General features: G+C 37.6%; 28 protein-coding genes. 27 read left to right on the top strand and 1 reads right to left on the bottom strand.

Annotated features, from left to right (window positions below):
- Positions 1-401: 401 nt before the first annotated feature.
- The 12 genes from C9J34_RS12030 to rsmI all read left to right on the top strand — a co-directional run bounded on the left by C9J34_RS12030 (position 402) and on the right by rsmI (position 9,345).
- Positions 402-878: an RNA polymerase sigma factor gene (locus C9J34_RS12030; protein WP_107840118.1), complete on the top strand. Its 477-nt coding sequence runs from the start codon at positions 402-404 to the stop codon at positions 876-878.
- A complete protein-coding gene (locus C9J34_RS12025; RefSeq protein ID WP_107840117.1) occupies positions 871-1,749 on the top strand; it encodes a hypothetical protein in 879 nt (292 codons plus the stop codon). The genes C9J34_RS12030 and C9J34_RS12025 overlap by 8 nt, the downstream gene beginning before the upstream one ends.
- Before the next feature lie 76 nt (positions 1,750-1,825).
- Positions 1,826-3,250 (top strand): aminotransferase class I/II-fold pyridoxal phosphate-dependent enzyme, encoded by a 1,425-nt coding sequence (locus tag C9J34_RS12020; RefSeq protein ID WP_107840116.1) that lies wholly within the window; start codon positions 1,826-1,828, stop codon positions 3,248-3,250.
- Between the two features lie 18 nt (positions 3,251-3,268).
- On the top strand, positions 3,269-3,898 hold the full coding sequence (gene tmk, locus C9J34_RS12015) for a dTMP kinase (protein ID WP_107840115.1): 630 nt from the start codon (positions 3,269-3,271) through the stop codon (positions 3,896-3,898).
- Between the two features lie 112 nt (positions 3,899-4,010).
- Positions 4,011-4,340 carry a cyclic-di-AMP receptor gene (locus tag C9J34_RS12010; RefSeq protein WP_066165667.1) on the top strand — a complete coding sequence of 110 codons (330 nt, stop codon included), beginning with the start codon at positions 4,011-4,013 and terminating at the stop codon, positions 4,338-4,340.
- 37 nt (positions 4,341-4,377) lie between these two features.
- Complete coding sequence (locus C9J34_RS12005) at positions 4,378-4,815, top strand: YaaR family protein (protein ID WP_107840114.1); 438 nt, start codon at positions 4,378-4,380, stop codon at positions 4,813-4,815.
- 64 nt (positions 4,816-4,879) lie between these two features.
- On the top strand, positions 4,880-5,884 hold the full coding sequence (gene holB, locus C9J34_RS12000; protein WP_107840113.1) for a DNA polymerase III subunit delta': 1,005 nt from the start codon (positions 4,880-4,882) through the stop codon (positions 5,882-5,884).
- A complete protein-coding gene (locus C9J34_RS11995) occupies positions 5,877-6,692 on the top strand; it encodes a PSP1 domain-containing protein (RefSeq protein ID WP_107840112.1) in 816 nt (271 codons plus the stop codon). Before holB ends, C9J34_RS11995 begins: the two co-directional genes overlap by 8 nt.
- A gap of 123 nt (positions 6,693-6,815) precedes the next feature.
- Entirely contained in the window at positions 6,816-7,166 is a 351-nt protein-coding gene (gene yabA, locus C9J34_RS11990; RefSeq protein ID WP_107840111.1) for a DNA replication initiation control protein YabA, read from the top strand.
- A 139-nt stretch (positions 7,167-7,305) separates the two neighbouring features.
- Positions 7,306-8,055 carry a tRNA1(Val) (adenine(37)-N6)-methyltransferase gene (locus C9J34_RS11985; RefSeq protein WP_107840120.1) on the top strand — a complete coding sequence of 250 codons (750 nt, stop codon included), beginning with the start codon at positions 7,306-7,308 and terminating at the stop codon, positions 8,053-8,055.
- A complete protein-coding gene (locus tag C9J34_RS11980; protein ID WP_107840110.1) occupies positions 8,039-8,326 on the top strand; it encodes a GIY-YIG nuclease family protein in 288 nt (95 codons plus the stop codon). The genes C9J34_RS11985 and C9J34_RS11980 overlap by 17 nt, the downstream gene beginning before the upstream one ends.
- 149 nt (positions 8,327-8,475) lie before the next feature.
- Positions 8,476-9,345, top strand: coding sequence for a 16S rRNA (cytidine(1402)-2'-O)-methyltransferase (gene rsmI, locus C9J34_RS11975; protein WP_107840109.1), 870 nt, complete (start codon positions 8,476-8,478; stop codon positions 9,343-9,345).
- Positions 9,346-9,422: 77 nt separating this feature from the next.
- Here rsmI and C9J34_RS11970 read toward each other — a convergent pair whose 3' ends face one another.
- A complete protein-coding gene (locus tag C9J34_RS11970; protein WP_107840108.1) occupies positions 9,423-9,701 on the bottom strand; it encodes an AbrB/MazE/SpoVT family DNA-binding domain-containing protein in 279 nt (92 codons plus the stop codon).
- 672 nt (positions 9,702-10,373) lie between these two features.
- On the opposite strand from C9J34_RS11970, the gene metG reads away from it, so the two are divergent.
- The 15 genes from metG (at position 10,374) to C9J34_RS11895 (ending at position 25,426) form a co-directional block, all read left to right on the top strand.
- Complete coding sequence (gene metG / locus C9J34_RS11965; RefSeq protein WP_107840107.1) at positions 10,374-12,332, top strand: methionine--tRNA ligase; 1,959 nt, start codon at positions 10,374-10,376, stop codon at positions 12,330-12,332.
- A gap of 241 nt (positions 12,333-12,573) precedes the next feature.
- Complete coding sequence (locus C9J34_RS11960) at positions 12,574-13,350, top strand: TatD family hydrolase (protein WP_107840106.1); 777 nt, start codon at positions 12,574-12,576, stop codon at positions 13,348-13,350.
- A gap of 133 nt (positions 13,351-13,483) precedes the next feature.
- Positions 13,484-14,689: a G5 and 3D domain-containing protein gene (locus C9J34_RS11955; protein ID WP_107840105.1), complete on the top strand. Its 1,206-nt coding sequence runs from the start codon at positions 13,484-13,486 to the stop codon at positions 14,687-14,689.
- Positions 14,690-15,212: 523 nt separating this feature from the next.
- Complete coding sequence (rnmV, locus tag C9J34_RS11950) at positions 15,213-15,776, top strand: ribonuclease M5 (protein ID WP_107840104.1); 564 nt, start codon at positions 15,213-15,215, stop codon at positions 15,774-15,776.
- Positions 15,769-16,653 (top strand): 16S rRNA (adenine(1518)-N(6)/adenine(1519)-N(6))-dimethyltransferase RsmA, encoded by an 885-nt coding sequence (gene rsmA / locus C9J34_RS11945; protein ID WP_107840103.1) that lies wholly within the window; start codon positions 15,769-15,771, stop codon positions 16,651-16,653. Before rnmV ends, rsmA begins: the two co-directional genes overlap by 8 nt.
- Before the next feature lie 149 nt (positions 16,654-16,802).
- On the top strand, positions 16,803-17,060 hold the full coding sequence (gene veg, locus C9J34_RS11940; RefSeq protein ID WP_107840102.1) for a biofilm formation stimulator Veg: 258 nt from the start codon (positions 16,803-16,805) through the stop codon (positions 17,058-17,060).
- A gap of 118 nt (positions 17,061-17,178) precedes the next feature.
- Positions 17,179-17,367 carry a small, acid-soluble spore protein, alpha/beta type gene (locus C9J34_RS11935; protein ID WP_066165629.1) on the top strand — a complete coding sequence of 63 codons (189 nt, stop codon included), beginning with the start codon at positions 17,179-17,181 and terminating at the stop codon, positions 17,365-17,367.
- Between the two features lie 369 nt (positions 17,368-17,736).
- The gene (gene ispE, locus C9J34_RS11930) at positions 17,737-18,603 is read left to right on the top strand and encodes a 4-(cytidine 5'-diphospho)-2-C-methyl-D-erythritol kinase (protein ID WP_107840101.1); all 867 of its coding nucleotides are present in this window, start codon (positions 17,737-17,739) and stop codon (positions 18,601-18,603) included.
- Positions 18,604-18,703: 100 nt separating this feature from the next.
- Complete coding sequence (purR, locus tag C9J34_RS11925; protein ID WP_107840100.1) at positions 18,704-19,531, top strand: pur operon repressor; 828 nt, start codon at positions 18,704-18,706, stop codon at positions 19,529-19,531.
- Positions 19,532-19,906: a RidA family protein gene (locus C9J34_RS11920; RefSeq protein WP_107840099.1), complete on the top strand. Its 375-nt coding sequence runs from the start codon at positions 19,532-19,534 to the stop codon at positions 19,904-19,906.
- 341 nt (positions 19,907-20,247) lie between these two features.
- Positions 20,248-20,538, top strand: coding sequence for a septation regulator SpoVG (gene spoVG, locus C9J34_RS11915; protein ID WP_107840098.1), 291 nt, complete (start codon positions 20,248-20,250; stop codon positions 20,536-20,538).
- A gap of 419 nt (positions 20,539-20,957) precedes the next feature.
- Positions 20,958-22,322, top strand: a complete 1,365-nt coding sequence (gene glmU, locus C9J34_RS11910) for a bifunctional UDP-N-acetylglucosamine diphosphorylase/glucosamine-1-phosphate N-acetyltransferase GlmU (protein WP_107840097.1) — start codon at positions 20,958-20,960, stop codon at positions 22,320-22,322.
- Positions 22,323-22,345: 23 nt separating this feature from the next.
- Positions 22,346-23,305 (top strand): ribose-phosphate diphosphokinase, encoded by a 960-nt coding sequence (locus C9J34_RS11905; protein WP_107840096.1) that lies wholly within the window; start codon positions 22,346-22,348, stop codon positions 23,303-23,305.
- 234 nt (positions 23,306-23,539) lie between these two features.
- The gene (locus C9J34_RS11900) at positions 23,540-24,109 is read left to right on the top strand and encodes a phospholipase A2 family protein (RefSeq protein ID WP_107840095.1); all 570 of its coding nucleotides are present in this window, start codon (positions 23,540-23,542) and stop codon (positions 24,107-24,109) included.
- 114 nt (positions 24,110-24,223) lie between these two features.
- Positions 24,224-25,426, top strand: coding sequence for an MFS transporter (locus tag C9J34_RS11895; protein WP_107840094.1), 1,203 nt, complete (start codon positions 24,224-24,226; stop codon positions 25,424-25,426).
- Positions 25,427-26,534 lie beyond the last annotated feature (1,108 nt).

The following is a 26,534-nucleotide window of genomic DNA, read 5'->3' as shown; positions in this document are numbered from 1 at the left end:
GGCGTGCGGAGCGGAATGTACGGAGCACATGAGCGACGCGGGCAACGAAGAGATCCGCCGCTCAGCTGTGCTGCGTTGAAGCGCTGATGGTAAGTAGGACGTCGCTTCGCAACAATGAAATCACTGAGCAATCAGTGTTTTTTTATCTTTAGAAATAGGAGGGCAATACGGAATTAATCAGTTGATTTTAATCGTTAATACTGAAAATAACTTACTAATAAATAACCAACTATTTTTAGCGCCGACTTGCTGATAGAATGGTCAAAGTTACTGATAGCATATCTTCATAATCTTCAAAGCACTTCAACAAGCTCCTCATGAACTTTCTTAAAAATTTTTTACTTTTAACTAATTCCAATACACCGTTCATTCGTCTTTAATTATTAGAAGGAGGGGATGGCATGCGTGATATATATGAACGACACTATGAAGCAATTTATCAATACATATTCTTTTTAACAACGAATCCAGCAATCGTTGATGACTTTGTTCAAGAAACATTTATTCGCTTTTATCATACAAAACAAATCCAAAATGAAAAAGCGCTATTGATTCGAATCGCTCGAAATCTAGTGTATGATCATTTCAGGCGCAAGCGGTTATTAAAGTGGTTGCCTCTAGCAAAAATAGACTACAAAGATGAAGCTCCTCTACCAGAAGAATTGTTATTGCGTTCACAAGAAGTACAAGAGCTGTACAAAGCATTAGCAAAAATTAAAATGAATTATCGAGAAGTGATTGTGCTTCGCTATATTGAAGAATTGTCGGTAAAAGAGGTGGCTCATTATTTAGAGCTGTCAGAAGTACAGGTGAAAAACTATACAGCACAAGGCTTAAAAGCATTGCGCAACATAATAGGGAGGGAAGCAGATGTTTGACTTTAAACAATTAGTGATGAAGCCTAGCGAAGAAAAGAAAGAGCAACAATATCGTTTACTTGAAAAACGGCTACAAAAAAAGAGAACTCCCTTATTGCCAATTATATTGCCTCCGGTGATTGTCTTACTTGCTTGCCTGTTGTTTCTGACGATGCCATCACAGCTAAATGAACGAACAGGAGTTGAATCGAATGACCTTGTTCAGATTTTAGGTACATTAGGTGAAGGAAATCCAAGTTCTATTTATCGCTTTGATGTGAAAAATATAACAAATTCTGTCTTACGTGATAGTTTTGAGCAAGCTTTACGTGAAATGCAGCCAATTAAGCTGTCTCAAGATCCTGATATAACGTACACAGTGCAATTAACATATGAAAATGGAGTAGTAGAGCAATATTTTATTGAGTGGGCGGAAAATGTACATTTTGGTGATATGGAAGGGCAATGGTATGTTGTGGAGAATCCTGATTTATATAATACATTAGCAGGACTGTTTTTCCCTATTACCGAGCGTCAGTTTCGTAATGCATGGTTTATTCTTATTATTCTTATGTGTTCGTTATGGATACTTGAGAAAGGGGTACGACCACAAGGGCATGATGGGAAAAAGCTTCCTTTATATTCAATGAAATTGCAATATGTCATAGATGTAGTAATGATGTTGATTATTGTTGTTCCACTCGTCGTAGTAAAAAATCCGTTTGTATTTAGTAGTTTTGCTGCTGTGATTATAAGTGGGGGGGTAAAATTCTGGTTAGAAGCCCGCTTTGGAGGTGAGAGCTGGCGTTATAAAATAATTGTTTATCGTACATGTTATCTTCTAATAGCATTTAGCTATGTTATTTATATGGGAGCAGCTTTGAATTATTAATGTAAAGCATGAGGCCATTCCTCATGCTCTTTTTTCATGTATAATAAATGTAGAATTTTGAACGGAGTGAATAGTTATGAAACGAGAGCGTCCTCTTGTAGAAGCTTTAGAAAATTTTATTGAGCAAGAGCCGTATTCCTTACATGTTCCTGGACATAAAAATGGGCGTATTACGTATTTGCCAGATGAGATACAGCGGGCTTTACGTTATGATGTAACAGAGTTAACAGGACTAGATGATTTTCATCAGCCAGAGGAAGCGATTGCGGAGGCAGAGGAATTACTGCGTCAAACGTATGAGGCGGATCGAAGCTTCTTTTTAGTGAATGGCTCGACCGTTGGAAATTTGGCAATGATTTATGCAACATGTCAACGAGGGGATACCGTTTTCGTTCAACGTAATGCGCATAAATCGATTTTCCATGCGTTGGAACTTGTCGGCGTAAAGCCCGTTTATTTAACACCAGAATGGGATGAGCATACTTGTACGGCCACACATGTGCGTTTAGATGTAGTAAAAGAAGCATTGCAGTATTTCCCAAATGTCAAGGCTATTATTTTAATCTCGCCTACGTATTACGGTGTTGTTACAGAGCAATTGAAGGGCATTATTGATTTATGTCATACATATAAAATTCCAGTGTTAGTAGATGAGGCGCATGGAGCGCATTTTGCTGCGAGCGAACGCTTTCCAATATCCGCTTTAGCATTGGGGGCTGATATCGTTGTGCAGTCAGCGCATAAAACACTGCCTGCGATGACGATGGCTTCGTTTTTACACGTGAAATCATCCTTAGTAGAAATTGAAAAAGTGAATCGTTATTTGCGCATGTTGCAATCCAGTAGTCCTTCTTACTTATTGCTTGCTTCATTGGATGATGCAAGATACTATGTCAGCACATATATTGAAGCAGATACTCATTATTTAATGGAAAAGCGTATGCAATGGATAGAGTCGCTGAGGGCAGTTGATAATTTAACGGTTATTGAAGTAGCAGATCCGTTAAAATTGTTGCTGCGTGTTCAAGGATATACAGGCTTTCAGCTCAAACAAAAACTAGAGCAAAATCAGCTATATGTGGAGCTAGCAGATGCAGAGCAAGTGTTGACAATCTTGCCACTTCTTAAAAGAGGAGAGGTATATCCTTTTGCAGATATGCGTATACGTATAAAAGAGGCTGTAATGGATTTGCTAAAAACGAAAGGTCAAGCTTTGCCAAAATTAAGCAAGCAATTTAGCTTAATGAACATTGTGACTCCAGAATATAGCTTTGAGGAAGTCGAGAGGTTAGAGAAAGAATGGGTACCTTATATGCGTGCAATTGGGCGTGTAGCAGCATCAATGATTATCCCATATCCACCTGGAATTCCATTGTTTGTCGCAGGAGAAAAGATTACTGTAGCGAAATTAAGTCAGCTTGAAGAATTATTAGCGATAGGCGCGACATTTCAAGGAGAGCATCAATTAAATAAAAAACAGATTTATGTCATAAAGCAGTAGATGGGGGAATATAACAACATGGTAAGCAATTTATTTATTACGTTTGAAGGACCGGATGGAGCTGGGAAAACATCTGCGCTGAAGGATATTGTACAACGCCTAGAGCAGCATAACATTGATTTTTTAGCAACGAGAGAGCCAGGAGGCATCCGCATTGCCGAAAATATTAGAGAAGTTATTTTAAATCCAGCGTATCAGGAAATGGACGCGCATACGGAAGCATTACTTTATGCTGCTGCACGTAGTCAGCATTTTTATGAAAAGATTGTGCCTGCACTTCAATCTGGTAAGCATGTATTGTGTGACCGATTTATTGATTCTTCACTTGCATATCAAGGTTTTGCTAGAGCGCTTGGTGTGGATGAAGTCTTGAGTATTAACGAGTTTGCAATAGGTAAAAGAATGCCTGATTTAACAATTTTCTTTGATTTACAGCCACAGATTGGATTGGCACGAATTCAAGCAAATCGTTCAGATGAAATTAATCGCTTAGATGCTGAGAGCTTAGTATTTCATGAGAAGGTATATGCAGGTTATGAAGAGGTGCTACGTCGCTATCCTGAACGAATTCGCATAGTAGATGCTTCAAAATCGTTGGATGAAGTGACGGAAGATGTTTGGAAAATTTTAAAAGAGGTTATAGTTTAAAAGTAAATGAATTGCAGGATAGGGTTGTGCTATAATAATACTATCAACTTTGCATTCAGCATAGACTAGCTGAGTGAAGATAAGGCATAATTCAATGAAGGGGTGAGGGCGGATGAAATTAGTAGTAGCCGTTGTACAAGATCAAGACAGTAACCGTTTATCAAATGCATTAACAAAAAATAATTTCCGAGCAACAAAGCTTGCGAGTACAGGTGGGTTTTTACGTTCAGGAAATACGACATTTTTAATTGGTACAGATGATTCGTTGATACCTAAGCTTTTAGATATTATTCGAGAAAACTGTCGAGCACGAGAACAAATGGTAGCACCAGTTTCACCGATGGGAGGCAATGCAGACTCTTATATCCCGTATCCTGTTGAAGTAGAAGTTGGTGGCGCTACAGTATTTGTACTGCCGATTGAACAATTCCATCATTTCTAATCGGAACGAAAGATAAAAAGCGCTGGAGGGGAATTCATTGAAAATTAATCAAGACCTACGTGTGCTGAATACAAATCGCAATGAACTAAAGCCTACAACACAAGGCGCTAATCGTTTTGGGGAAATGGTTGTTAAGCAAGGCTCAAAAATGCAGACAGAGCAATTAACACGTTTGCTTGGTGATATTTCAGCCGCTGGAGAGCGTGTAGCAAGGTCACGTAATTTGCGTGAGCTAACGCGTTATAAAATGCTTATTAAACGCTTTTTGCAAGAAGCTGTTGATTATGGCCTTGAAATGAAGCAATCACATACGTGGAATCGCTTTGGTGAAGGGCGTCGTTTAAAACTCATTGAAACAATTGATAAGCGTCTTGTTGAATTAGCGCAGGATTTGTTAGATGAAGAAAAGGAAACGATTGATCTGTTAGCTAAAATAGGTGAAATTAAAGGATTATTAATTAATCTATATATGTAAAAACCCGTGTCTCCACCACATGACACGGGCTTTTTTCTAACATGAATAGTTGAAGGTGAGGCAAATGGCACATAATATGAATGAGCTAGAAATGCTACAACCTGTAGTTATAAAGCAAATTCAAACAATTTACGAGAAAAATAGAATGGTTCATGCCTATATTTTTGATGGTGAAAAAGGTAGTGGAAAAAAAGCTGTTATGCAGTTTTTTTTAAAGCTATTGTTATGTGAAAATGTGTCGAATAATGTTCCATGTGAAACATGTCGAAATTGTATTAGGGTAGATTCGGGAAATCATCCAAACGTTCGACAAATAGAACCAGATGGACAATTTATTAAAGTCGACCAGGTGAGAGAGCTTATTTCAGAGATGACGATGACAGCGGCAGAAGAAGGGCGAAAGATTTATGTGCTGCACCATGCTGATAAATTAAATGTTGCTTCCGCAAATACACTGTTAAAATTTTTAGAAGAGCCGGATGGTAATGTGATGGCGATTTTATTAACGGAGCAAATTCAGTCGCTATTGCCAACGATCCGTTCTCGCTGTCAGCATATAAAATTTTCACTCGTACCACGACATATCATTATGCAGCAATTAATAGAGCAAGAGATTACACATTCTATGGCAGCCACGGTGAGTATGGTAGCAAATGAACTAGAAACAGCACTTTTTTTAGCAAAAGATGAGCTATTTGCACATGCGAGAAAAACAGTGTTAAAATTAATAGAAGCTGTCAGAAAAAATGTCCATGAATCGATGTTAATCGTACACGAGGAATGGCTACCTTCCTTTAAAGAAAAAAGCGAGATGGAGCAGGCACTTGATTTACTGCTATTTGCTTACCGCGATATTGTGGCATTAAAAGCAAATATGGAATCTACTTGCACATATCCAGATATGTTACCAGTTTTTAAGGAAATAGCCTTACACACGACATACGAGCAATTATCAAATCAAATGCAGGCAATTTTACAAGCTAGACAGCAACTACAACGTAATATGAATAGGACGTTGTTGATGGAGCAGCTTATGCTGAATCTGCAGGAGGGGTACACATTTGTATAATGTAGTTGGTGTTCGTTTTAAAAAAGCGGGCAAAATATATTATTTCGATCCGGCAATGTACGAATTAGAGGAGAATCAATACGTCATTGTAGAAACAGCGCGAGGCATTGAGTATGGTAAAGTCATTGTGCCAACGAAGGAAGTTGGAGAAAGTGATGTTGTTTTACCATTAAAGCAGGTTGTGCGCCCAGCGGATGAGCGTGATCGTATTCAAGTTGATGAAAATCAGGCGGAAGCAAAGCGTGCGTTTAATTTAGCGAATGCTAAAATTATCGAACATAGCTTAGATATGAAGCTAGTCGATGTGGAATATACGTTTGATCGCAATAAAATTATTTTTTATTTTACTGCGGAGGGGCGAGTTGATTTTCGTGAGCTTGTAAAAGATCTCGCATCAGTTTTCCGTACGCGTATCGAGCTGCGTCAAATAGGCGTGCGCGATGAGGCAAAATTATTAGGTGGCATCGGCCCGTGTGGACGAATGCTATGTTGCTCTACATTTTTAGGTGATTTTGATCCCGTATCAATAAAAATGGCAAAGGATCAAAATCTATCATTAAATCCGACGAAGATCTCAGGGCTTTGCGGTCGTTTAATGTGCTGTTTAAAGTATGAGAATGACGATTACGAAACAGCAAAGGAAGGAATGCCAGATATCGGCGATACAACAATGACACCAAATGGTATCGGCAAAGTAATAGGCTTGAATGTGCTAGAACGGTTAATTCAAGTATATTTACAGGAGCAAGAGCGAACAGCAGAGTATACGCTCGATGAAATATTGCAATGTGAGGGGAATCTCATATAGGCTAAATACGTCTTGATGTAAATAAATCTAGTGGAAAAACTAGGTACTATTACATCAAGGCGTAATTCATAAAGGTAATAGACTTCATCTGAATAAAGATAAAGATTTAATGGGGTGGCTTGAGTGAAGGACCGTAATTTCTTAAATACCGTTATGGAATTCGAACAACAGCTTGAAGCGATACAGGAGCAATTTAACTATTTAAAGCAGTTTGTTGCACATATGATGGAGGAGCATCAAACACTCCAAGCAGAAAATCTTCACCTACGTGCGCGCTTAGATGAATTGCAATCAAATGAAGCGGTACAAACTGAGGAACGCAAAAGTGATGATGTGGCAGATGTGGGCGAAGGCTACGATAATTTAGCTCGTCTTTACCATGAGGGGTTTCATGTATGTCATGTTCATTTTGGTAGCTCACGTAAAGGTGAGGATTGCTTGTTTTGCCTATCGTTTTTAAATAAAACAACATAGTTAATGGAAAGGGGGGCTGTTTAAAAGGGGAAATACCTTTTCAGATAGCCCCAATTTTTATATTAATTAGGGGGAGTGTCTCACAATGATTTTTCAGACACTCCTTTTTATAATGAAAAAAGCTAAGGGAGTTTTAAAAATGGAACAATGGTTACAGGATGATGAGCGATTAGATTATTTATTAGCAGAGGATTTACGCATTATTCAAAGCCCTTCGGTGTTTTCTTTTTCCTTAGATGCTGTATTGTTAGCACGTTTTATCAATGTGCCGAAAAATAAAGGGCATATTGTGGATTTATGTTCTGGGAACGGCGTCATTCCATTATTTTTAAGTGCACGTACAAAGGCGCAAATAACGGGTGTAGAATTGCAGCCAAGATTATACGATATGGCTTGCCGAAGTATACGCTATAATAGTTTAGAGCAGCAAATTACAATGACATTAGGTGATGTGAAGGAAGCGGCTGATCAATTAGGTGTTGAAAAATATGATGCGGTAACATGTAATCCACCGTATTTTTTAGCACATGAGATGAGCGATAAAAATATGAGTGAGCATTATGCAATTGCGCGTCATGAAATACATTTAACATTAGAAGAAGCAATCTTTGCTGCAAGCCGTTTACTAAAGCAAGGTGGAAAGGCCGCCTTTGTTCATCGACCAGGTCGTTTGCTTGATATTGTGACAGCCATGAGGGCACATCGTTTAGAGCCAAAGCGTATTCGCTTTGTTTACCCGAAAATGGGTAAGGAAGCAAATACATTATTAATAGAAGGAATTAAAGATGGCAAGCCTGATTTAAAAATTTTACCGCCCCTTTATGTGTATGATAAGGATAATAATTATACGTCAGAAGTGAGTGAACTTTTATATGGAGAACATAGCTAAGCATTATTTTTATGTACTGCAATGCGGAGATGGCTCTTTCTATGCAGGGTATACAAATGATTTGGAGCGACGGGTTGCTGTTCATAATGCAGGTAAAGGCGCAAAATATACAAGAGTGCGCTTACCTGTGACATGTATTTATTGTGAGGAATACGTGACAAAGCGAGAGGCGATGCAAAAGGAATACGCTTTTAAGCAATTAACACGTGAGAAAAAGGAGATTTACATAAGTAGTGCTGGAGGAGCGACTTCCCAGCAACGAAAAATTTAGTATTTTAACGTTGTAAAAGAAAAGTATCATTTTCTAAGTAAGGTATGTTTCGACAAAAAAGCGAAAGTGAACTAACACACTTTACGCTTTTTTGTTTGATAATAGCATAATGGTGTATACTTAGGCGATGAGAGTTAGGGGGAGAGTACATGAAATCACAAAAGAGCAGCCAGCATGAGATAGGTGCATGCTTATATTTAGTGGCAACACCGATTGGCAATTTGGAAGATATGACGATACGTGCTTTACGCATTTTAAAGGAAGTTGATGTTATTGCGGCAGAGGATACGCGTAATACGAAAAAGCTTTGTCATTATTTCGAGATTACAACACCGCTTGTCAGCTACCATGAGCATAATATAGAGGCTGGTGGAGAGAAACTTTTGCAATACTTGCGCGAAGGGAAATCGGTTGCGCTTGTTAGTGACGCAGGCTTACCTTGTATTTCTGACCCTGGTGCTGATATTGCGATGAAGGCAATTGCAGAGGACTTTGCAGTTGTGCCGATTCCAGGAGCGAATGCAGCGTTAACCGCTTTGATTGCTTCGGGCATTGCCCCACAACCATTTTATTTTTTCGGCTTTTTAAACCGCAACAAAAAAGAGCGCCGTTTACAACTTGAAAATTTAAAAAAGCGTCAGGAAACGATGATTTTCTATGAAGCACCTCACCGTTTAAAGGATGCGTTAAAGGATATTGAGCTTGTTCTGGGGAATCGGCGTATAACGTTAGCACGAGAGCTAACAAAGAAATTTGAAGAATTTTTGCGCGGTACTGTGGTGGAAGCACTTGAATGGACTACAAATAACGAAATTCGTGGAGAATTTTGTATTGTGCTTGAAGGAAGTACAGAGGTAGATGATGAGGACGAGCAACAATTTTGGACGGATATGACAATTGAAGAGCATGTGGAGTATATAATAGAAGAAACGCAAATGTCGTCGAAGGAAGCGATTAAAGAAGTCGCAAAACAGCGCAATTTGCCAAAGCGAGACGTATATCAGGCGTATCATCAATAAAAGATAATTTCAAGAAAATGCAAATGGCTTTTGAGAAATGTAGGCTAGTTCCTACATTTCTCAAAAGCCTCTTTACATTATTTTTTTAAGCCTTCTTGGATCTCTTTGATTAATAAATCTGCACCTTCTGGGCTTAAAATTAATTTACCACCTACAAGGCGTAAGTTATCATCAGATACTTCACCAGTTACAGCACATGTCATATTTGGCATGTATTTTTTTAAGATGATTTTATCATCATCTACATAAATTTCTAAAGCGTCTTTTTCTGCAATACCTAATGTACGGCGTAATTCAATTGGAATTACCACACGTCCTAATTCATCTACTTTACGAACAATACCAGTTGATTTCATAATATAATTCCTCCCTAAAATAAATTGTATAACAATTCTACAAAATTCGACATGAATTGCTTGTCTAGAATGAATCATACCAAGTAATTACATAATCGTCAATAAATTAGTTTGAAAAAAAAGTTACTTTATAAATGATTTGTTAAAAATCAAGTAAAAACAGCGTTTTATTGAGAGAAATTAGGATATAATTAAGATAAATATTAATTTATTTATTTATCTCTATTCTACAAAATTCGACATAATTTGTCGAATTGTTTACTGCTTATAAGGAGAAGCTAACTAAAAAATAGGAAAGTGTGTTGTTTTTTAGTCAAAATTGATGATTTTTTAAATTGGTCAATTTTAAGGTTGAGAAATACCAAAAGAAATTAAGAAAGTATCATTTTAAATCTCGTATTAACAGGCTGTCCTTCTGCAAGAAAGTGTAACACCAGTAACAATATTTATGGTACCGAAAGAGACGCAGTTAAAATAAGAGATAAATCTTCATAAGTGAAACTAACAGTCCGCAGGGATGTATGGAAATTCTATAGAGTGAAGAGTCATTTTATCTCTTTCATAGCTATATCAATATTTTAGACAAAAAAGCTTTAATATTCTATCATTGAAACGAAATTCGGACTCCGATAGAATAGATATTATATTGCAAAGTAATTGGAGGCACTTTACGTGAACGAAAAACAAACATTTTATATAACAACCCCTATTTACTATCCGAGCGGCAAATTCCATATTGGTACAGCCTATACAACGGTAGCATCAGATACGATGGCGCGTTATAAACGTCTGCGCGGTTATGATGTACGTTTTTTAACAGGCATGGATGAGCATGGACAAAAAATTCAAGAGAAGGCAGCGGAGTCAGGAAAAAATCCACAAGATTATGTCAATGAAATTGCGGCTGCTGCGAAAAAACTTTGGGCGTTAATGGATATTTCCTATGATGACTTTATTCAAACGACACAAGAACGTCATAAAAAGAGTGTCGAGAAAATCTTTAAGAAATTTTTAGATAATGGTGATATTTATAAAGGTGAATATGAAGGCTTATATTGTGTGCCTTGTGAGTCATACTATACAGAAACACAACTTGTAGATGGCAAATGTCCTGACTGTGGTCGAGACGTACAAACAGTAAAAGAAGAATCTTACTTCTTTAACATGAAAAAATATGCGGATCGTTTACTGGCGTACTACGAAAACAATGTTGAATTTATTGAGCCGGAATCACGCAAAAATGAAATGATTAATAACTTTATTAAACCTGGATTAGAAGATTTATCTGTTTCACGTACATCTTTCGACTGGGGTATTAAAGTACCTGGAGATCCGAAGCATGTTATTTATGTGTGGGTAGATGCTTTGTCGAACTATATTACGGCATTAGGCTACGGTTCGGATAATGAGGAGTTATTTAATAAATATTGGCCAGCAGATGTACATGTCGTAGGGAAAGATATTGTGCGCTTCCATACAATTTATTGGCCGATTTTCTTAATGGCTCTTGACTTACCACTACCGAAAAAAGTATTTGCACATGGCTTTATTATGATGAAGGACGGCAAAATGTCGAAATCAAAAGGCAATGTCGTTTATCCTGAAATGTTAGTGGAGCGCTATGGCTTAGATGCAGCACGCTATTTCTTATTACGTGAGCTACCATTTGGCTCAGATGGCGTATTTTCGCCAGAGTCATTCGTCGAGCGTACAAACTTTGATTTAGCTAATGATTTAGGGAATTTATTAAACCGTACTGTATCGATGATGAATAAATATTTCGATGGCACTATTCCAACAGAAAATCTACAGCCAACGGATTTTGATGCGGCTTTAAAAGCACATGCAAACGAAACGCGTGTTAAATATGAAGAAAGCATGGAAAAAATGCAATTTAGTGTCGTATTAGCAGAGCTTTGGTCGCTTGTTTCACGCACAAATAAATATATTGACGAAACATCGCCATGGGTATTAGCAAAAGATGAGGCAGATAAACCTAAATTAGCATCTGTTATGGCAAATTTAGCGGAAAGTTTACGTCATATTGCGGTGATGTTACAGCCATTTATGACGCAAACGCCAATGCATATTTTCGAGCAACTAGGCTTAGATAACAAATTATTAGCATGGGATACAATTGAAACATTCGGAGATATTATTCCACCAAACACAAAAGTGGCAGAAAAAGGAACACCTATTTTCCCACGTTTAGAAAATGAAGTGGAAATTAATTATATTCGTGAGCAAATGCAAAGCTCTGTACAAACACCGCAAGAGCAAGCGAAAAAGCCAGAAGCTGAAGAGGTCGCTGAAATTTCCATTGACGATTTCATGAAAATTGATTTACGTGTGGCAACGGTGACAGCTTGTGAGCCTGTGCCAAAAGCAAATAAATTATTAAAGCTGCAAGTGGATTTAGGATATGAACAACGTCAAGTTGTTTCAGGTATTGCGGAACATTACACGCCTGAGCAATTAGTTGGGCAAAAGGTAATCGTTGTAGCGAACTTAAAACCTGTGAAGCTGCGAGGCGAATTATCACAAGGCATGATTTTAGCTGGTTCACATGATGGTGTATTAAAATTGGCGACAGTTGATGCCAATCTTGAAAATGGAGCAAAAGTAAAATAATATATGAAGAGCCTGTTGGAAAATTTATTGACGACAGGCTCTTTCTATTCAAGGAGATTAAGTTATATTAACATAATTAAAATATGTAAAATAAGGGTATTAATTAGGCTTTTGTGACCAAAAAAATATTCTGTGTTTATATAATGTCACAAACCACACCTTTTTTGTAATACAAATGTAATGTTTCTGAAAACTAAGAAATAATTCAATCAAATAAAATATACGTCAGGAGTAATGAAAAATGGCAACTTTTATAGATACACATGTGCATTTAAATGCAGACCAATATGATGATGATTTACAGCAAGTGATTGATCGTGCTCTAGAAGCAAAAGTCGAAAAAATGGTTGTTATCGGCTTTGATCGTAAAACAATTGAGCGTGCAATGGCATTAGTTGAAGAGCATGATTTTATTTATGCGGTCATTGGCTGGCATCCTGTTGATGCGATTGATTGTACAGAGAAGGATTTAACATGGATCGAGGAGCTTGCAGCACATCCCAAAGTAGTCGGTATTGGCGAAATGGGACTTGATTACTATTGGGACAAGTCACCAAAAGATATACAGGAATTTTGGTTCCGTAAGCAAATTAAGCTAGCACAAAAATTGGATTTACCAATTATCATCCATAATCGAGATGCGACAGGCGATGTCGTGCGTATTTTACGTGAAGAAAATGCTGCTACTGTTGGCGGTATTATGCACTGCTTTGGAGGCAGCGTGGAAACAGCACGTGAATGTATCAATATGAATTTCATGATTAGCTTAGGAGGCCCCGTGACATTCAAAAATGCACGACAACCGAAGGAAGTTGCAAAGGAAATACCGCTAGAGCACTTATTGATTGAAACGGATGCGCCGTACTTAGCTCCACACCCATATAGAGGTAAAAGAAATGAGCCCTCTTATGTGCCTTTAGTTGCAGAGGAAATTGCGAGACAAAAAGAGCTTTCTTTGGAAGAAGTTGCTAATGTAACGACGGCAAATGCAATACGTTTTTTAAAATTGGATGTTTAAATTGTGAAGACGCCTCCAATACTGCATTTAAAGCACTTTTTTTAAAGTGTTTTTTAACGGCTAAAAAACTTTATGGTTGACAGCTCGAAATCTAGTCCGTATAATTCAGCGAGTATCAAGGAGGCGTATTTTCATGTCAAATAATTCCATGAAAAGCCAGTTCTTAGGTTCATTGAGGAGCAAGGAAACAAGAACAAAAATATTATCGTTTGTCTTGTTTGCAGCTGTAATTTCATTCGTTCTTTTCCAAGGAACGAAATCACCTGTCGTTATTATGGCGAACGGGGAAGAGCAAAAAGTAACAACACACGCAGAAACTGTTGGCGAGCTTTTACAGGCGCGCGACATTAACGTATCAGAATATGATAAAGTAACACCCTCAGTAGATACCAAAATCGTTAGTGGAATGACGATTGAATGGGAACAGGCAAGAGAAGTAATCGTTTCAGTTGACGGGGAAGAGTCAAGTGTATGGACAACTGAAAAAGTAGTGAAGAACATTTTGGAAGAAGCAAATATCGAGGTAACAGAGCACGATAAAGTATCGCAAAGCTTAAATACTGAAGTAGAGGCAGATAACAAAATCGATATTCAAAAGGCGTTTCAGTTAACGCTTGTCGATGGCTTAGAGAAGAGACAAGTTTGGTCCACTTCGACTACGGTCGCTAACTTTTTAAAACAACAAGAAATTCAATTAGGTGAATTTGATCGTGTCGAGAATAAACTGGAGGACGTTATCGCTCCAGAAGAAAAAATCGTAGTTGTTCGCGTAGAAAAGGTTACCGATGTAGTGGAAGAATCCGTTGATTTCGCAGTCGAAAAGAAAAACGATTCTTCGTTGCTTAAGGGCAAAGAAAAGGTTGTAACAGAAGGTGTAGCAGGGAAAGTAGAGCGCACTTACACAGTAGTAAAAGAAAATGGTAAAGTTGTCGATAAATCATTGAAATCTGAAAAGGTGACAAAGGAGCCGACAACGAAGGTTGTAGCCGTAGGAACAAAAGTTGTAACTGCCAGTGTTTCGCGTAGTAATGCAGCTGCGCCTGCTGGTGGCAAAGAGTTTTATGTAACAGCAACGGCGTATACACCATATTGCAATGGTTGTTCAGGTATTTCAGCAGCAGGTGTCAACTTGCGTAGTAATCCTGATTTAAAATTAATTGCAGTGGACCCAAGCATCATTCCATTAGGAACAAAAGTATGGGTTGAAGGCTATGGCTATGCAATAGCTGGAGATACAGGTGGCGCAATTAAAGGAAATAAAATTGATATACTTATGCAAACAAAGCAACAGGCGTACAGCTGGGGGCGTAAAAAAGTTCGTATTAAAGTATTGGATTAAGTATGGGCAGTGAGCTGAATTTTTAGCTCATTTGTTTCGTGTTGTATTTGTAAAGAGAATGTTGGGCGAGGAGAATTGCTAATAGTTTTCCTTCGCAACAGGAAGAGCATGACTTTCTTTACAAATAAGATGCTTGCTATACTTTCTACAGAAGGCACAACAACTTTTAGTGAGTATCTAATAAAAGCTTTTGGTTGCCTGAGAAGGCGTTACCCTTTCAAGCAAATTCATTTCTACGTGTTTTAATTCAAGCGAACAAAAACAAATTTAAGCAGTACCAAAATGTTCATAGGCAAGGGAGTAGGGGGATTTTGGATTTCCTTTACACCCTTGCCTTTCTATATATTTATCCCGTAATAATAGACTGTGAAAATGCGTATGCTTTTTATTTAACAGTTCATGGAACCCCTTAGTGGTTGAAGATTGACTTTATCGCTAATTGTATGAAAGTTGTGTGAGTGCCTGGCACCAAATAAATATGATAAAATAGCTTTATAATTGATGAAAGAAAAGAGGCACATTTTTGGATATACGAGAAATTATCGTTGTAGAAGGTAAGGATGATACGACGGCGATTAAGCGTGCTGTTGGTGCTGATACGATTGAAACGAATGGTTCGGCAATTAATGAGGAAATCCTGCGTCGTATTGAGCATGCACAGGAAAAGCGAGGCGTCATTGTATTCACAGACCCAGATTATCCAGGGCGTCGCATACGCGCAATTATTGAAGAGCGTATCCCGCATGTGAAGCATGCTTTTTTAGCTAAAAATAAAACGATTGCTAAAAATGGTAAAGGGCTTGGTATCGAGCATGCAAACGATGAGGATATTCGCCAAGCACTTGAACATGTATATACACCAAGCGAGCAGGTCCAAACAGAGGAAATTACGCTGGATGACTTAATGCTGGCACGTCTTATTGGACATCCACAGTCTAAGCCGCGACGCAATCGATTAGGAGAAATATTGAATATAGGTATGACCAACGGTAAGCAGCTGCACAAGCGTTTAAAAATGTTTCAAATTACACCGGAACAATTTGCACAAGCAATTGCACAGTTAGATCAGGAGGAACAACATGCATAAAGACATTGCAACACCAATTCGCACAAAGGAAATTTTACAAAAGTATGGATTTTCATTTAAGAAAAGCTTAGGGCAAAACTTTTTAATTGACCCAAATATTTTACGAAATATCGTTAGTCATGCACAGCTAACGGAAAATAGTGGTGCAATTGAGATCGGTCCGGGAATTGGCGCTTTAACTGAGCATCTAGCACGTGCTGCCAAAAAGGTTGTATCGTTTGAAATCGATCAACGTCTATTACCTGTGCTTGAAGATACATTAAGTCCATATGATAATGTGTCAATTGTACATTCGGATATTTTGAAGGCAGATGTTGCAGAAGTTATTGCAAATGAAATGCCAGATGTTCAAGATATAATGGTCGTTGCGAATTTGCCATACTATGTGACGACACCTATTCTATTAAAGCTTTTGCATGACCAATTACCAATTCGTGGTTTCGTTGTAATGATGCAAAAAGAGGTGGCAGACCGTATTACAGCTAAGCCTGGTACAAAGGAATACGGCTCTCTTTCAATCGCCATCCAATACTATGTCTCAGCAGAAGTTGCAATGATGGTGCCGAAAACGGTATTTATGCCACAGCCTAATGTCGAATCAGCAGTGATTCGATTAATTAAGCATGCTGCGCCGCCTGTAACAGTCATTGATGAGGAGTTTTTATTTGAAGTGACACGTGCGTCCTTTGTTCAGCGCCGTAAGACGATTTTGAATAATTTGCAGGCAGGTTTGCCGAATGGCAAACAAAAGAAAGAGGCTATTTTAGCAGCATTGGCCCAATGTGAAATTGATCCAACGCGCCGAGGGGAAACATTAACAATTCAAGAGTTTGGTAAACTGGCGGATGCGCTCTATCCAAACTTCGCAAAACGCTAATAATTCGGCGAAATTAAGGCAATAATAAAAAAAATAAAATTTTTCATAAGAAAAAAGTTGACTAAAATAATTATATGGTGATAAAATATATTATTTTTGACATTGTTTCTAAAACGTGTTACACTCATATATAGTGAGGTGTATGCGAAATGCCAAAAACAATTGCCAATATTAAAAAGGCTCTAGATAGTCATTTAGGCAAACGTTTGCAAATAAGAGCAAATGGTAGCCGTAAAAAAACGGTTGAGTGTGCAGGTATACTAAGTGAAACACATCGCGCAGTATTCGTAGTAGAACTCGATCAAAAAGAAAATTCGTGCAAGCGTGTTTCTTACAGCTACACAGACATTTTAACAGAAGCAGTAGAAATTACTTTTTTAGACGACGCAATCGCGGTAGGTAAATAGTTATTCATATGTAAAAGCACTCAAATTTTGAGTGTTTTTTTGTTTTTCTCTGTATAAAGAATACCTATGTAAGCATACTAATGGAGCCAACTGAACTTTAGAAAGGGAGGTCATCTGCATGGCGCGAAAAGGCATCATGTCGAATCGTCTAAAGGAAGAGATTGCAAAAGAGCTTGGATTTTATGATGTAGTAGAACGTGAAGGCTGGGGTGGTATTACTACCCGTGATGCAGGGAATATGGTTAAACACGCGATTGAGAAGGCAGAAAAGCTTCTTGCTGAACAACAAGCTACAGACACAAAGTAGCCTGTCGTTTTAACTTAAAAAACCGATCAGATAGGAAAGTTGGCAAAGGGGCTGTCCGAAAAGGTATTACCTTTTCAGACATGCCCCTGTTTTTTAGTTTGGTTGAGCAAATTTCAACATTTAAAGGGCAAAAATGAAGTACACTTGATTTTTCGCTCTTCAAAAGTGATTTAAAATTTTTGGATAATCTCTTTCATTTTGTATTTATAACAAAAAATTATGTCACATGTTTTCGCTCTATCAAAGAAATCGAACTAGCCTTCCACTTTTTTATTTTCTAATTATTCCTATTTCGATTTCCACACAATGAATATGATAAAATATAAATACGAATTGTAGAGGAGAGCTCTATTAGGGAGGAATTTAAATATGCTTTATATTAAAGCTCCAGCTAAAATAAATTTAACTCTAGATGTCCTATATAAAAGACCAGATCATTATCATGAAGTGGATATGATTATGACAACGATTGATTTGTCAGATAGAATTGGCTTGGAGGCGCGTCAAGACGGGGTAATTAAAATTATTTCAGCAGATCGCTTTGTGCCAAGTGATGAGCGTAATTTTGCTTACCAGGCAGCAAAGCTAGTACAAGATACATACAAGATTAAAGAAGGTGTATCAATTACGATTGATAAGGAGATCCCCATCGCGGCAGGTCTAGCGGGTGGAAGTAGTGATGCGGCCGCAACGCTTCGAGGATTAAATGAGCTTTGGAACCTAAATTTAACGATAGACGAGCTAGCGGAACTTGGAGCACAAATTGGCTCAGACGTACCGTTTTGTGTGTATGGAGGAACTGCACGTGCAACAGGACGTGGAGAAAAAATTGAGGAATTACCAACACCACCAAATTGCTGGATTGTTTTAGCGAAGCCGAAAATTGGTGTATCTACAGCGGATGTATATGGTGGGTTGCGACTAGATGGTGTAGTGCATCCAAATACAGCAAAAGCGATCGAGGCAATTGACAATAAAGATTACGAGGCATTATGTGAGTCGCTTGGTAATGTGTTAGAAAGTGTGACATTAAAGCTGCATCCTGAAGTATCGATGATTAAGGAGCAGATGTATCGTCTAGGGGCGGATGCAGTGCTTATGAGTGGTAGTGGACCGACTGTTTTCGGATTGGTAGATAGCGAGGCTCGCACAGCGAGAATATACAATGGGCTGCGCGGCTTTTGTGACGAGGTATACACAGTTCGTTTGCTCGGAGAGAGGAATACACTTGCGTAAATGCGTACATTTATGGTAACTTACGTATAAAATATTCGTATTCTTAACAGGATGAGGAAATAATTATGCGAGGGCGTAATTGATAGGAGAGGGTCATACTATGAAATGGAAGCGTAGTGAACGACTTGTTGATATGACATACTACTTGCTTGAACATCCCCACCAATTGATCCCCCTTACGTACTTTTCGGATTTATATCAATCGGCGAAATCTTCTATTAGTGAAGATTTAACGATTGTGAAGGAAACGTTTGAGGAGAAGGGAATCGGACTTTTGACAACGGTACCTGGTGCGGCAGGAGGGGTAAGATATATCCCGAAAATGTCTGAGCAAGAAGTAAAGCATATTATTCAAGAGCTGATTATTCAGCTAAGGCAATCGGACCGTTTATTGCCAGGCGGCTATTTGTTTATGACAGATTTACTTGGCAATCCAGATTTTATGAATCGTGTCGGCAAAGTATTTGCGAGTGTTTTTGCTGAGCAACAAATTGATGTTATTATGACAGTGGCAACAAAAGGTATTTCAATCGCACATGCAATTGCGCGTCATTTGAATGTACCTGTTGTTGTCGTTCGTCGAGATAGCAAAGTAACTGAAGGCTCAACGGTTAGTATTAATTATGTATCAGGCTCTTCGCGTCGTATTCAAACGATGGTTTTATCTAAACGTAGCATGAAAAGTGGACAACGTGTACTGATTACCGATGATTTTATGAAGGTAGGCGGTACGGTAAATGGTATGAAGAGCTTGCTCGAGGAATTTGAGTGTGAGTTAGCAGGTATCGCCGTTTTAGTTGAAGCAGAGCATGCGGATGAAAGATTAGTGGATGACTATTATTCTTTAGTAAAGCTCCATGAAGTCAATGAGAAGGACCGTATTATTGAACTAAGCGAAGGCAATTATTTTCAGAAGGGGAGATTATAAATGAAAGCAGTATCAACAACAAAAGCACCAGCAGCAATCGGACCATATGCACAAGGTATGATTGTCAACAACATGTTTTATTCATCGGGACAAATTCCATTAACAGCTTCAGGCGAGTTAGTAGACGGTGATATTGTTGAACAAACAAATCAAGTATTTGAAAACTTAAAGGCAGTTCTTGCAGCAGCAGGCTCTTCGCTAAATCAAGTTGTTAAAACAACTGTATTTATTAAAGATATGGACGAGTTTGTAGCATTGAATGAGGTATATGCTTCTCATTTTGGTGAGCATAAACCAGCGCGTTCAACAGTAGAAGTAGCGCGTTTACCAAAAGATGTGAAAGTTGAAATAGAAGTGATTGCATTAGTGAAATAAGGAAAAATGATGGCTGTAGGGAAAGAGGCGGATGCCTAGGTTTCTCTACAGTCTTTTTTTGATTCAGCTGTGAATAGGAAAGCAGGGAGTATATAAAAAGGCACAGTTAAAGAGAAGTGTGATACATAAAATGAGAGGTACTTATTATAAGGAATAGGCATAACTGCATAAACGCTATCGCTTAAGGCGAATTTTGCTCACTTTTCCTAAAATTTTAAAATAAATTATTTAAATATTTAAACTATTTAAATAATTTAGTATTATTAAGGGAGGAATTAATATTCTTTTAAGAGAATATTATATTTCAAACATAGACATCTTAGATTGAGGGGGGTGAGAGAATGGAAGTAACAGATGTAAGATTACGACGTGTACAATTGGAGGGGCGTATGCGTGCGATCGCTTCCATCACACTAGATGACGAATTTGTTATACATGATATTCGTGTAATAGATGGCAATTCGGGTTTATTTGTGGCAATGCCAAGTAAACGTACACCAGATGGTGAGTTCCGTGATATAGCGCATCCAATTAAGTCGACTACACGCAACAAAATTCAAGAAAGCGTATTAGCTGCATACCATGCATCAAGTGAAGATGACACACTAGAACTTGAGCAAGTAAATGCATAAATAAGATTATATGATGATAGTTGTTGAAAAAGCGTATTTGTACAAGGCTTTTCCGACAGCTATTTTTCATTGTTATTGATTTAAATTTTTAACTTGATTCAGCAATGTTTAATGCGCGGAAGCAGAGCGACAGATACAGAAGTCGCCCATTTCCATAAGTGGCGTGATGAATGGCAGAACAGTAATTGATTGAGAAGTTTTTAAAGTTAATATTTTCAAACTTTCAAAAAGGGCACGGACTTTTCCCAAGAAGCTAATTCCGTTAAGAAATATTAATAGCCATATAGAAAGTGGTGTGTTAGTCTACCTTCTATATAGCCACATATATGTCATTGTTTTGTCAAGTCACAATGCCTTGAAAAACAAGGTGATTTACTATATAGTCAATATGAGACTTAGAGTTAAACTGGGGGACTTATATGACAAATATTTTTGCAATTGTTTTGGCTGCAGGCCAAGGAACACGCATGAAGTCCAAATTATATAAAGTACTACATCCTGTTTGCGGAAAGCCAATGGTAGAGCACGTTATTAATCACATTGAAACACTTGATGTAAATCGTATTGTGACGGTAGTTGGCCATGGTGCCGATAAAGTACAGGAGCAATTAGGTGATAAAAGTGAATACGTGCTACAGGCGGAGCAATTGGGAACGGCACATGCGGTTCAGCAAGCAGAAGGCATTTTGGGTAATCTTGAAGGAACAACGCTTGTGGTGTGTGGAGACACGCCATTAATTCGTCCAGAAACGATGAAAGCATTAGTTGATTTCCATCGTGAGCAAAATGCGAAAGCTACTATTTTGACAACAATCGCTGAGGATCCAACAGGTTATGGGCGTATTATCCGTAACGAAGGTGGGAAAGTAGCGCAAATTGTAGAGCATAAAGATGCCACACCAGAGCAGCATCTTGTGAAAGAAATTAATACAGGTACGTATTGCTTTGATAATAAACTCTTATTTGAAACATTAAAGCTTGTCAATAACGACAATGCACAAGGTGAATATTATTTACCTGATGTGATTGAGATTTTACAAAAGCAAGAACAAACTGTCGCTGCCTATGTGACAAAAGATTTCAATGAAACGTTAGGTATTAACGATCGTTTCGCTCTGTCACAGGCGGAGGAAACGATGCGTGCACGCATTAATGAGCACCATATGCGTAATGGCGTGACAATTATCAATCCAGCAACGACACATATTAGTGCAGATGCAATCATCGGTAGTGACACAGTCATTCTACCAGGCACAATTATTGAAGGAAAGACAGTTATTGGCGTGGATTGTGAAATTGGGCCGAATAGCCATATTATTGATAGCGAAATTGGCAAAAATACATCTATTCATAGCTCTGTTGTCAAAAACAGTGTCGTTGGTGATGAAGTAGCCGTTGGTCCATTCGCACATATTCGCCCAGAATCTACGCTAGGCAACCATGTGAAAATTGGTAACTTTGTTGAAGTGAAGAAAAGCCAAATCAATGATGATTCAAAGGTGTCGCATTTGAGCTATATTGGGGATGCGGAAATCGGTAAAAAGGTCAATGTTGGTTGCGGTTCAATTACTGTCAACTATGATGGTAAAAATAAGCATAAAACAATTATTGAAGATGATGTATTCGTAGGATGCAATACGAATTTAGTTGCACCAGTAACAGTTCGTAAAAATTCATTTATTGCGGCAGGTTCTACGATTACGCAAGAAGTTCCTGAGGATACACTGGCAATTGCACGTGCGAGGCAGGAAAATAAATTAGGTTATATGAATAAATTAAAATAATATATAGAAAACAGGAGGGCATCATGCCATATCATTACGCTGACTCAAAACTAAAAATTTTCTCACTAAACTCAAATAATCCACTTGCACAAGAAATTGCACAAGAAATGGGTGTAGAGTTAGGTAAATCATCTGTAAAACATTTTAGTGATGGGGAAATTCAAATTAGCATTGAAGAAAGTATTCGTGGTTGCGATGTATTCATCGTGCAGTCGACTTCTGCACCTGTAAACGAACATTTAATGGAACTTTTAATTATGGTTGACGCAGTAAAACGCGCTTCTGCACGTACTGTTAATGTTGTAATGCCTTACTATGGCTATGCTCGTCAAGATCGTAAAGCAAAAGCACGTGAGCCAATTACTGCAAAATTAGTAGCAAACTTATTAGAAACAGCTGGCGCAACACGTGTGATTGTCTTAGATTTACACGCACCGCAAATTCAAGGTTTCTTTGATATTTTAATCGACCACTTAGTAGCGGTGCCAATCCTTGCTGACTACTTTGGTTCAAAAGGCTTCAATTCAGACGAAGTGGTAATCGTATCACCAGATCACGGTGGTGTAACGCGTGCGCGTAAAATGGCAGAGCGCTTAAAAGCACCAATTGCGATTATTGACAAACGTCGTCCAAAGCCAAACGTGGCAGAAGTAATGAACATCGTAGGTAATGTGGAAGGGAAAATTTGTATCTTAATCGATGATATTATCGATACAGCGGGTACAATCACAATCGGTGCAAACGCATTGCTAGAGTCAGGTGCGAAAGAAGTATATGCTTGCTGTTCACACCCTGTATTATCTGGTCCAGCGATTGAGCGTATCGAAAACTCAGCAATTAAAGAGTTAGTCGTAACGAATACAATCCAATTATCAGAAGAAAAGAAATCACCAAAAATTAAAGAACTTTCTGTAGCAAAATTAATGGCGGATGCAATCTCTCGTGTTTATGAAAACAAATCAGTAAGTACATTATTCGATTAATCGCAATAAAGCGTGTTAGCAAAGTAGATATATCTGCTTTGCTAACACGCTTTTTGTTTATCCCTCAAATTAACTCCATCTTAGCATTCTACATACCACATTAACAATTGCGTGATTAGTTAACAACTAATATACTTTAAAAAAGAGAACTTATAATAAAGGTAATAGTTTAATTTTATATTTCTGATAATTCAGAAATATTGGTGTTCTCATCATGAAAGGAGATAAAGCTATATGAAAAAATTAACTTTACTATTAGTTATAATGTCGGTGTTCATGTATTCTATTTTTTCAGGGAGTGGCACTAGAGCTTTTGCAACGGCTGTAAAAGAAGCTTTATCGACAGATGACCTACTTATTAATGCGGATGTACAATTAGAAGCTCATATATATTATGAAAATGGAAAACCGTTTGTTGATATTGAAAAGGCAAAAGCAGATGGGTTAGCGGGGGAATATATAGAAATTGGTCTTATGCTAAATCAAATTAGTAGCAGTTCTTCCATTAATCAAGCAGACACTGTAAATGCAGCTGGTATAAGTATACCTATTTGGGGAAACTGGTGTGGTCCAGGATATGGTTCTGGTATTCTAAAAGATGTGTTGGATAAAGGATGTCAAACGCATGACAAGTGCTATGAGGATAAAGGTTATTTTAACTGTGATTGTGATGCACAACTCGTTGATTATATCGAAAAAAATTTTAGCGAAATGGCGTTTATCGAAAAGTTATTTGCAATCGCTATAAAGATATATTTCAAATATACATTCTGTAGTCCATTTAAGTGGGGCTGGATTTACTAAGATGCTGATTGTTAAGGCAATATTGTACTAGGGTATAACCTTTATTTTAAATGAGTTGTATCCTAGTATATATCCGCTATAATCAAATTAACAATAATAGAAAGTAGCGGTCGTATGAGAACTTATAATGAAAAAATGAGCATTTATCATGGGATGGTCTCTACGCTGACAGTGAATACAACAGCGAACTATATTCCGATATTTTCGATGGCCATTTTAGGAGCGACGAATTATCAAGTAGGCTTAATTAGCTCCATCCCACCTTTAGTCACTCTGCTTATGACGATACCAGCTGCCATTTTATTAAATAAAGCGGTTGAGCAAAAGAAGCTTGTTGCTTTTTCTGTACTTACAGCAAGGCTTGTTTTTATGTTATTAATTTTTATTGCTTATATTCCACAATCCATTGCATCATGGGCATTATTAGCATTGATTGCGCTGATGAGTATTCCAAATACGCTGGCAAATATGGGATGGCAAGCATTAATAGGTAACATCATTGAGGATAGAAGGCGAGGGCAATTTTTTAGCGATCGCAATCGCCTGCTAGCAATTATCGGGCTCATTTCGACATTGACGATTGGTATTATTATGCGTGATGCGACAAATAGCATTTTTGCCTATCAGCTCCTGTTTTCGATGGCCTTTTGCTTTGGCCTGTTAGAAGTTTACTTTTTACTCAAGCATGAGGAAGGTGAACCTGTACAGAAAAAGGAACGGAATAGGGCAATGAATTGGGCGATTTTCAAAGATACGAATTATGTACGTTTTTTATTTGTCGCATTGCTTTTTAATTTTGGGTGGCAGATGGCATGGGGGCTTTTTAATATTTATAATGTTCGCTATGCAGAGGCGACGATTTTTTGGATTAGCATGTTTAGCGCAGCGAATATGCTGGCACAAATTTTTTCCTTCCCATTGTGGCGGAAATGGTCAGAGAAATATGGCAATATGCGTGTATTCGTTTGGGTAGCTTTTGGAATGGCCGTAGCCCCATTTGCGATGGCCTTATCAACAAACCTTGTTTATTTAACATTGATGTCTGTACAATCGGGTTTGTTTGTGTCAGGCACAATCTTAATTTTATTTAATTTATTATTGGAAAACTCACCAAAGGAAAATCGTACATATTGCATTACGAGCTATAACGTATTGCTAGCAATTATCGCCTTTATTGCACCGCAAATTGGTATTTGGTTACTTGAAACATATACGATGACAGCTGCAATGAATATTAGCACGATTGTTCGATTAGCTGGGGCCTTTGGATTCCTTTATGTGTGGATGAAAAGTAGGGAACGTGGAGCATTGCAATAAAAAAAGAAGGTTGTACTTCTATGACGAATAGCCATAGAAGTACAGCCTTCTTACATTCTCTACATAATCATCTGATTTAGAATATATTTGAATAATTGAGAAGGTCGAAATGAAATTTTTTTCTATTGTTAATTTCAGTTTATAACTTTTAATTTGATTCAGCATTGTTTTTTGTATCAAAAGTAAATATTTTTTGTGCGAAAGCGAAGCGGCAGCAGATGTTTTCTGTTGCGAAAGCAAAGCGGCAGCAACAACAGGGCGATAGATACAGAAGTCCCCCACTTCCATAAGTGGCGGGATGAATGCCAGAAAAGTAATGGAATCAGAGGGAGTCCCAAAATCCCGACACAATTATGCCGAGGCGTAATTGATTACTATGATTAGTTCTTTCGGACTTTATTAGATTTCCTATTAAATTCCACCCTAATACTATATAATTCACACAAAATATTGAATTTTTAATGGAATTTATTATACATTGATTTCCTAACTTTTCCCATTTATTATTTCCCCTTATTTCTTTATAATGTAACTATATTACAAAATTCACTATTAAAAGTTAAAAGCGCAGCTGGTCATACTTTAACACTTATCGGTTATAACGAGGAGGAAGGAATTTTATATATCGGATAGCATAGGTAATAAAATTTTTGAGTGTAATTTTGATAGTTTTTGCCAATCGATTAACACTGAAAAACCTCCATTTTATCAATTAAATATTTGGAGTCCAGTTCCTTATTTTACTATAGATGAACCATTACCAGTGATTATTGAGAGAGCAATTTTGAAAAATGCAAATGCTATGATTAACTCACAATCAACCCATAGAGGTATTTCAGCCATTCATAAGATTGGTAAATAAATTAAAAATTGGGATATATTTATTCATTGGAAAGGATTGTGTACAAATATATATCGATCTTTAGAACTAATTGGAAGTGGTTTTCGAAAGTTATATCAAGAGTTTATGCAAGAAGCAATTAATATTCTACCTTGGCTAAATGAAAGTTCTGTGTTATAAAAAATAGAAATATTAGAAAGAAGTTACAGTCGGTTATCAAGGAAATGTTATTTAGCAGATAAAAAAGATAAAGCAATATTAAATGAA

The sequence above is a fragment of the Metasolibacillus meyeri genome (assembly GCF_003049505.1).
GTDB lineage: Bacteria > Bacillota > Bacilli > Bacillales_A > Planococcaceae > Metasolibacillus > Metasolibacillus meyeri.
The sequence above is the reverse complement of the archived record's forward strand: the minus strand, read 5'-3'. Positions and strand labels throughout refer to the sequence as shown.

What these genes read in the sequence shown, in the direction of transcription:
- C9J34_RS11955 (WP_107840105.1), top strand. Translation starts at nt 13,484, where the DNA reads ATGTCAAATAATTCCATGAAAAGCCAGTTCTTAGGTTCATTGAGGAGC.
- holB (WP_107840113.1), top strand. Translation starts at nt 4,880, where the DNA reads ATGGCACATAATATGAATGAGCTAGAAATGCTACAACCTGTAGTTATA.
- C9J34_RS12020 (WP_107840116.1), top strand. Translation starts at nt 1,826, where the DNA reads ATGAAACGAGAGCGTCCTCTTGTAGAAGCTTTAGAAAATTTTATTGAG.
- tmk (WP_107840115.1), top strand. Translation starts at nt 3,269, where the DNA reads ATGGTAAGCAATTTATTTATTACGTTTGAAGGACCGGATGGAGCTGGG.
- C9J34_RS12010 (WP_066165667.1), top strand. Translation starts at nt 4,011, where the DNA reads ATGAAATTAGTAGTAGCCGTTGTACAAGATCAAGACAGTAACCGTTTA.
- C9J34_RS11905 (WP_107840096.1), top strand. Translation starts at nt 22,346, where the DNA reads ATGCCATATCATTACGCTGACTCAAAACTAAAAATTTTCTCACTAAAC.
- C9J34_RS11960 (WP_107840106.1), top strand. Translation starts at nt 12,574, where the DNA reads ATGGCAACTTTTATAGATACACATGTGCATTTAAATGCAGACCAATAT.
- C9J34_RS12030 (WP_107840118.1), top strand. Translation starts at nt 402, where the DNA reads ATGCGTGATATATATGAACGACACTATGAAGCAATTTATCAATACATA.
- C9J34_RS12025 (WP_107840117.1), top strand. Translation starts at nt 871, where the DNA reads ATGTTTGACTTTAAACAATTAGTGATGAAGCCTAGCGAAGAAAAGAAA.
- C9J34_RS11935 (WP_066165629.1), top strand. Translation starts at nt 17,179, where the DNA reads ATGGCGCGAAAAGGCATCATGTCGAATCGTCTAAAGGAAGAGATTGCA.
- veg (WP_107840102.1), top strand. Translation starts at nt 16,803, where the DNA reads ATGCCAAAAACAATTGCCAATATTAAAAAGGCTCTAGATAGTCATTTA.
- purR (WP_107840100.1), top strand. Translation starts at nt 18,704, where the DNA reads ATGAAATGGAAGCGTAGTGAACGACTTGTTGATATGACATACTACTTG.
- C9J34_RS11970 (WP_107840108.1), bottom strand. Translation starts at nt 9,701, where the DNA reads ATGAAATCAACTGGTATTGTTCGTAAAGTAGATGAATTAGGACGTGTG.
- C9J34_RS11985 (WP_107840120.1), top strand. Translation starts at nt 7,306, where the DNA reads ATGGAACAATGGTTACAGGATGATGAGCGATTAGATTATTTATTAGCA.
- C9J34_RS11980 (WP_107840110.1), top strand. Translation starts at nt 8,039, where the DNA reads ATGGAGAACATAGCTAAGCATTATTTTTATGTACTGCAATGCGGAGAT.
- rsmA (WP_107840103.1), top strand. Translation starts at nt 15,769, where the DNA reads ATGCATAAAGACATTGCAACACCAATTCGCACAAAGGAAATTTTACAA.
- C9J34_RS11920 (WP_107840099.1), top strand. Translation starts at nt 19,532, where the DNA reads ATGAAAGCAGTATCAACAACAAAAGCACCAGCAGCAATCGGACCATAT.
- ispE (WP_107840101.1), top strand. Translation starts at nt 17,737, where the DNA reads ATGCTTTATATTAAAGCTCCAGCTAAAATAAATTTAACTCTAGATGTC.
- glmU (WP_107840097.1), top strand. Translation starts at nt 20,958, where the DNA reads ATGACAAATATTTTTGCAATTGTTTTGGCTGCAGGCCAAGGAACACGC.
- C9J34_RS11895 (WP_107840094.1), top strand. Translation starts at nt 24,224, where the DNA reads ATGAGAACTTATAATGAAAAAATGAGCATTTATCATGGGATGGTCTCT.
- rsmI (WP_107840109.1), top strand. Translation starts at nt 8,476, where the DNA reads ATGAAATCACAAAAGAGCAGCCAGCATGAGATAGGTGCATGCTTATAT.
- spoVG (WP_107840098.1), top strand. Translation starts at nt 20,248, where the DNA reads ATGGAAGTAACAGATGTAAGATTACGACGTGTACAATTGGAGGGGCGT.
- C9J34_RS11900 (WP_107840095.1), top strand. Translation starts at nt 23,540, where the DNA reads ATGAAAAAATTAACTTTACTATTAGTTATAATGTCGGTGTTCATGTAT.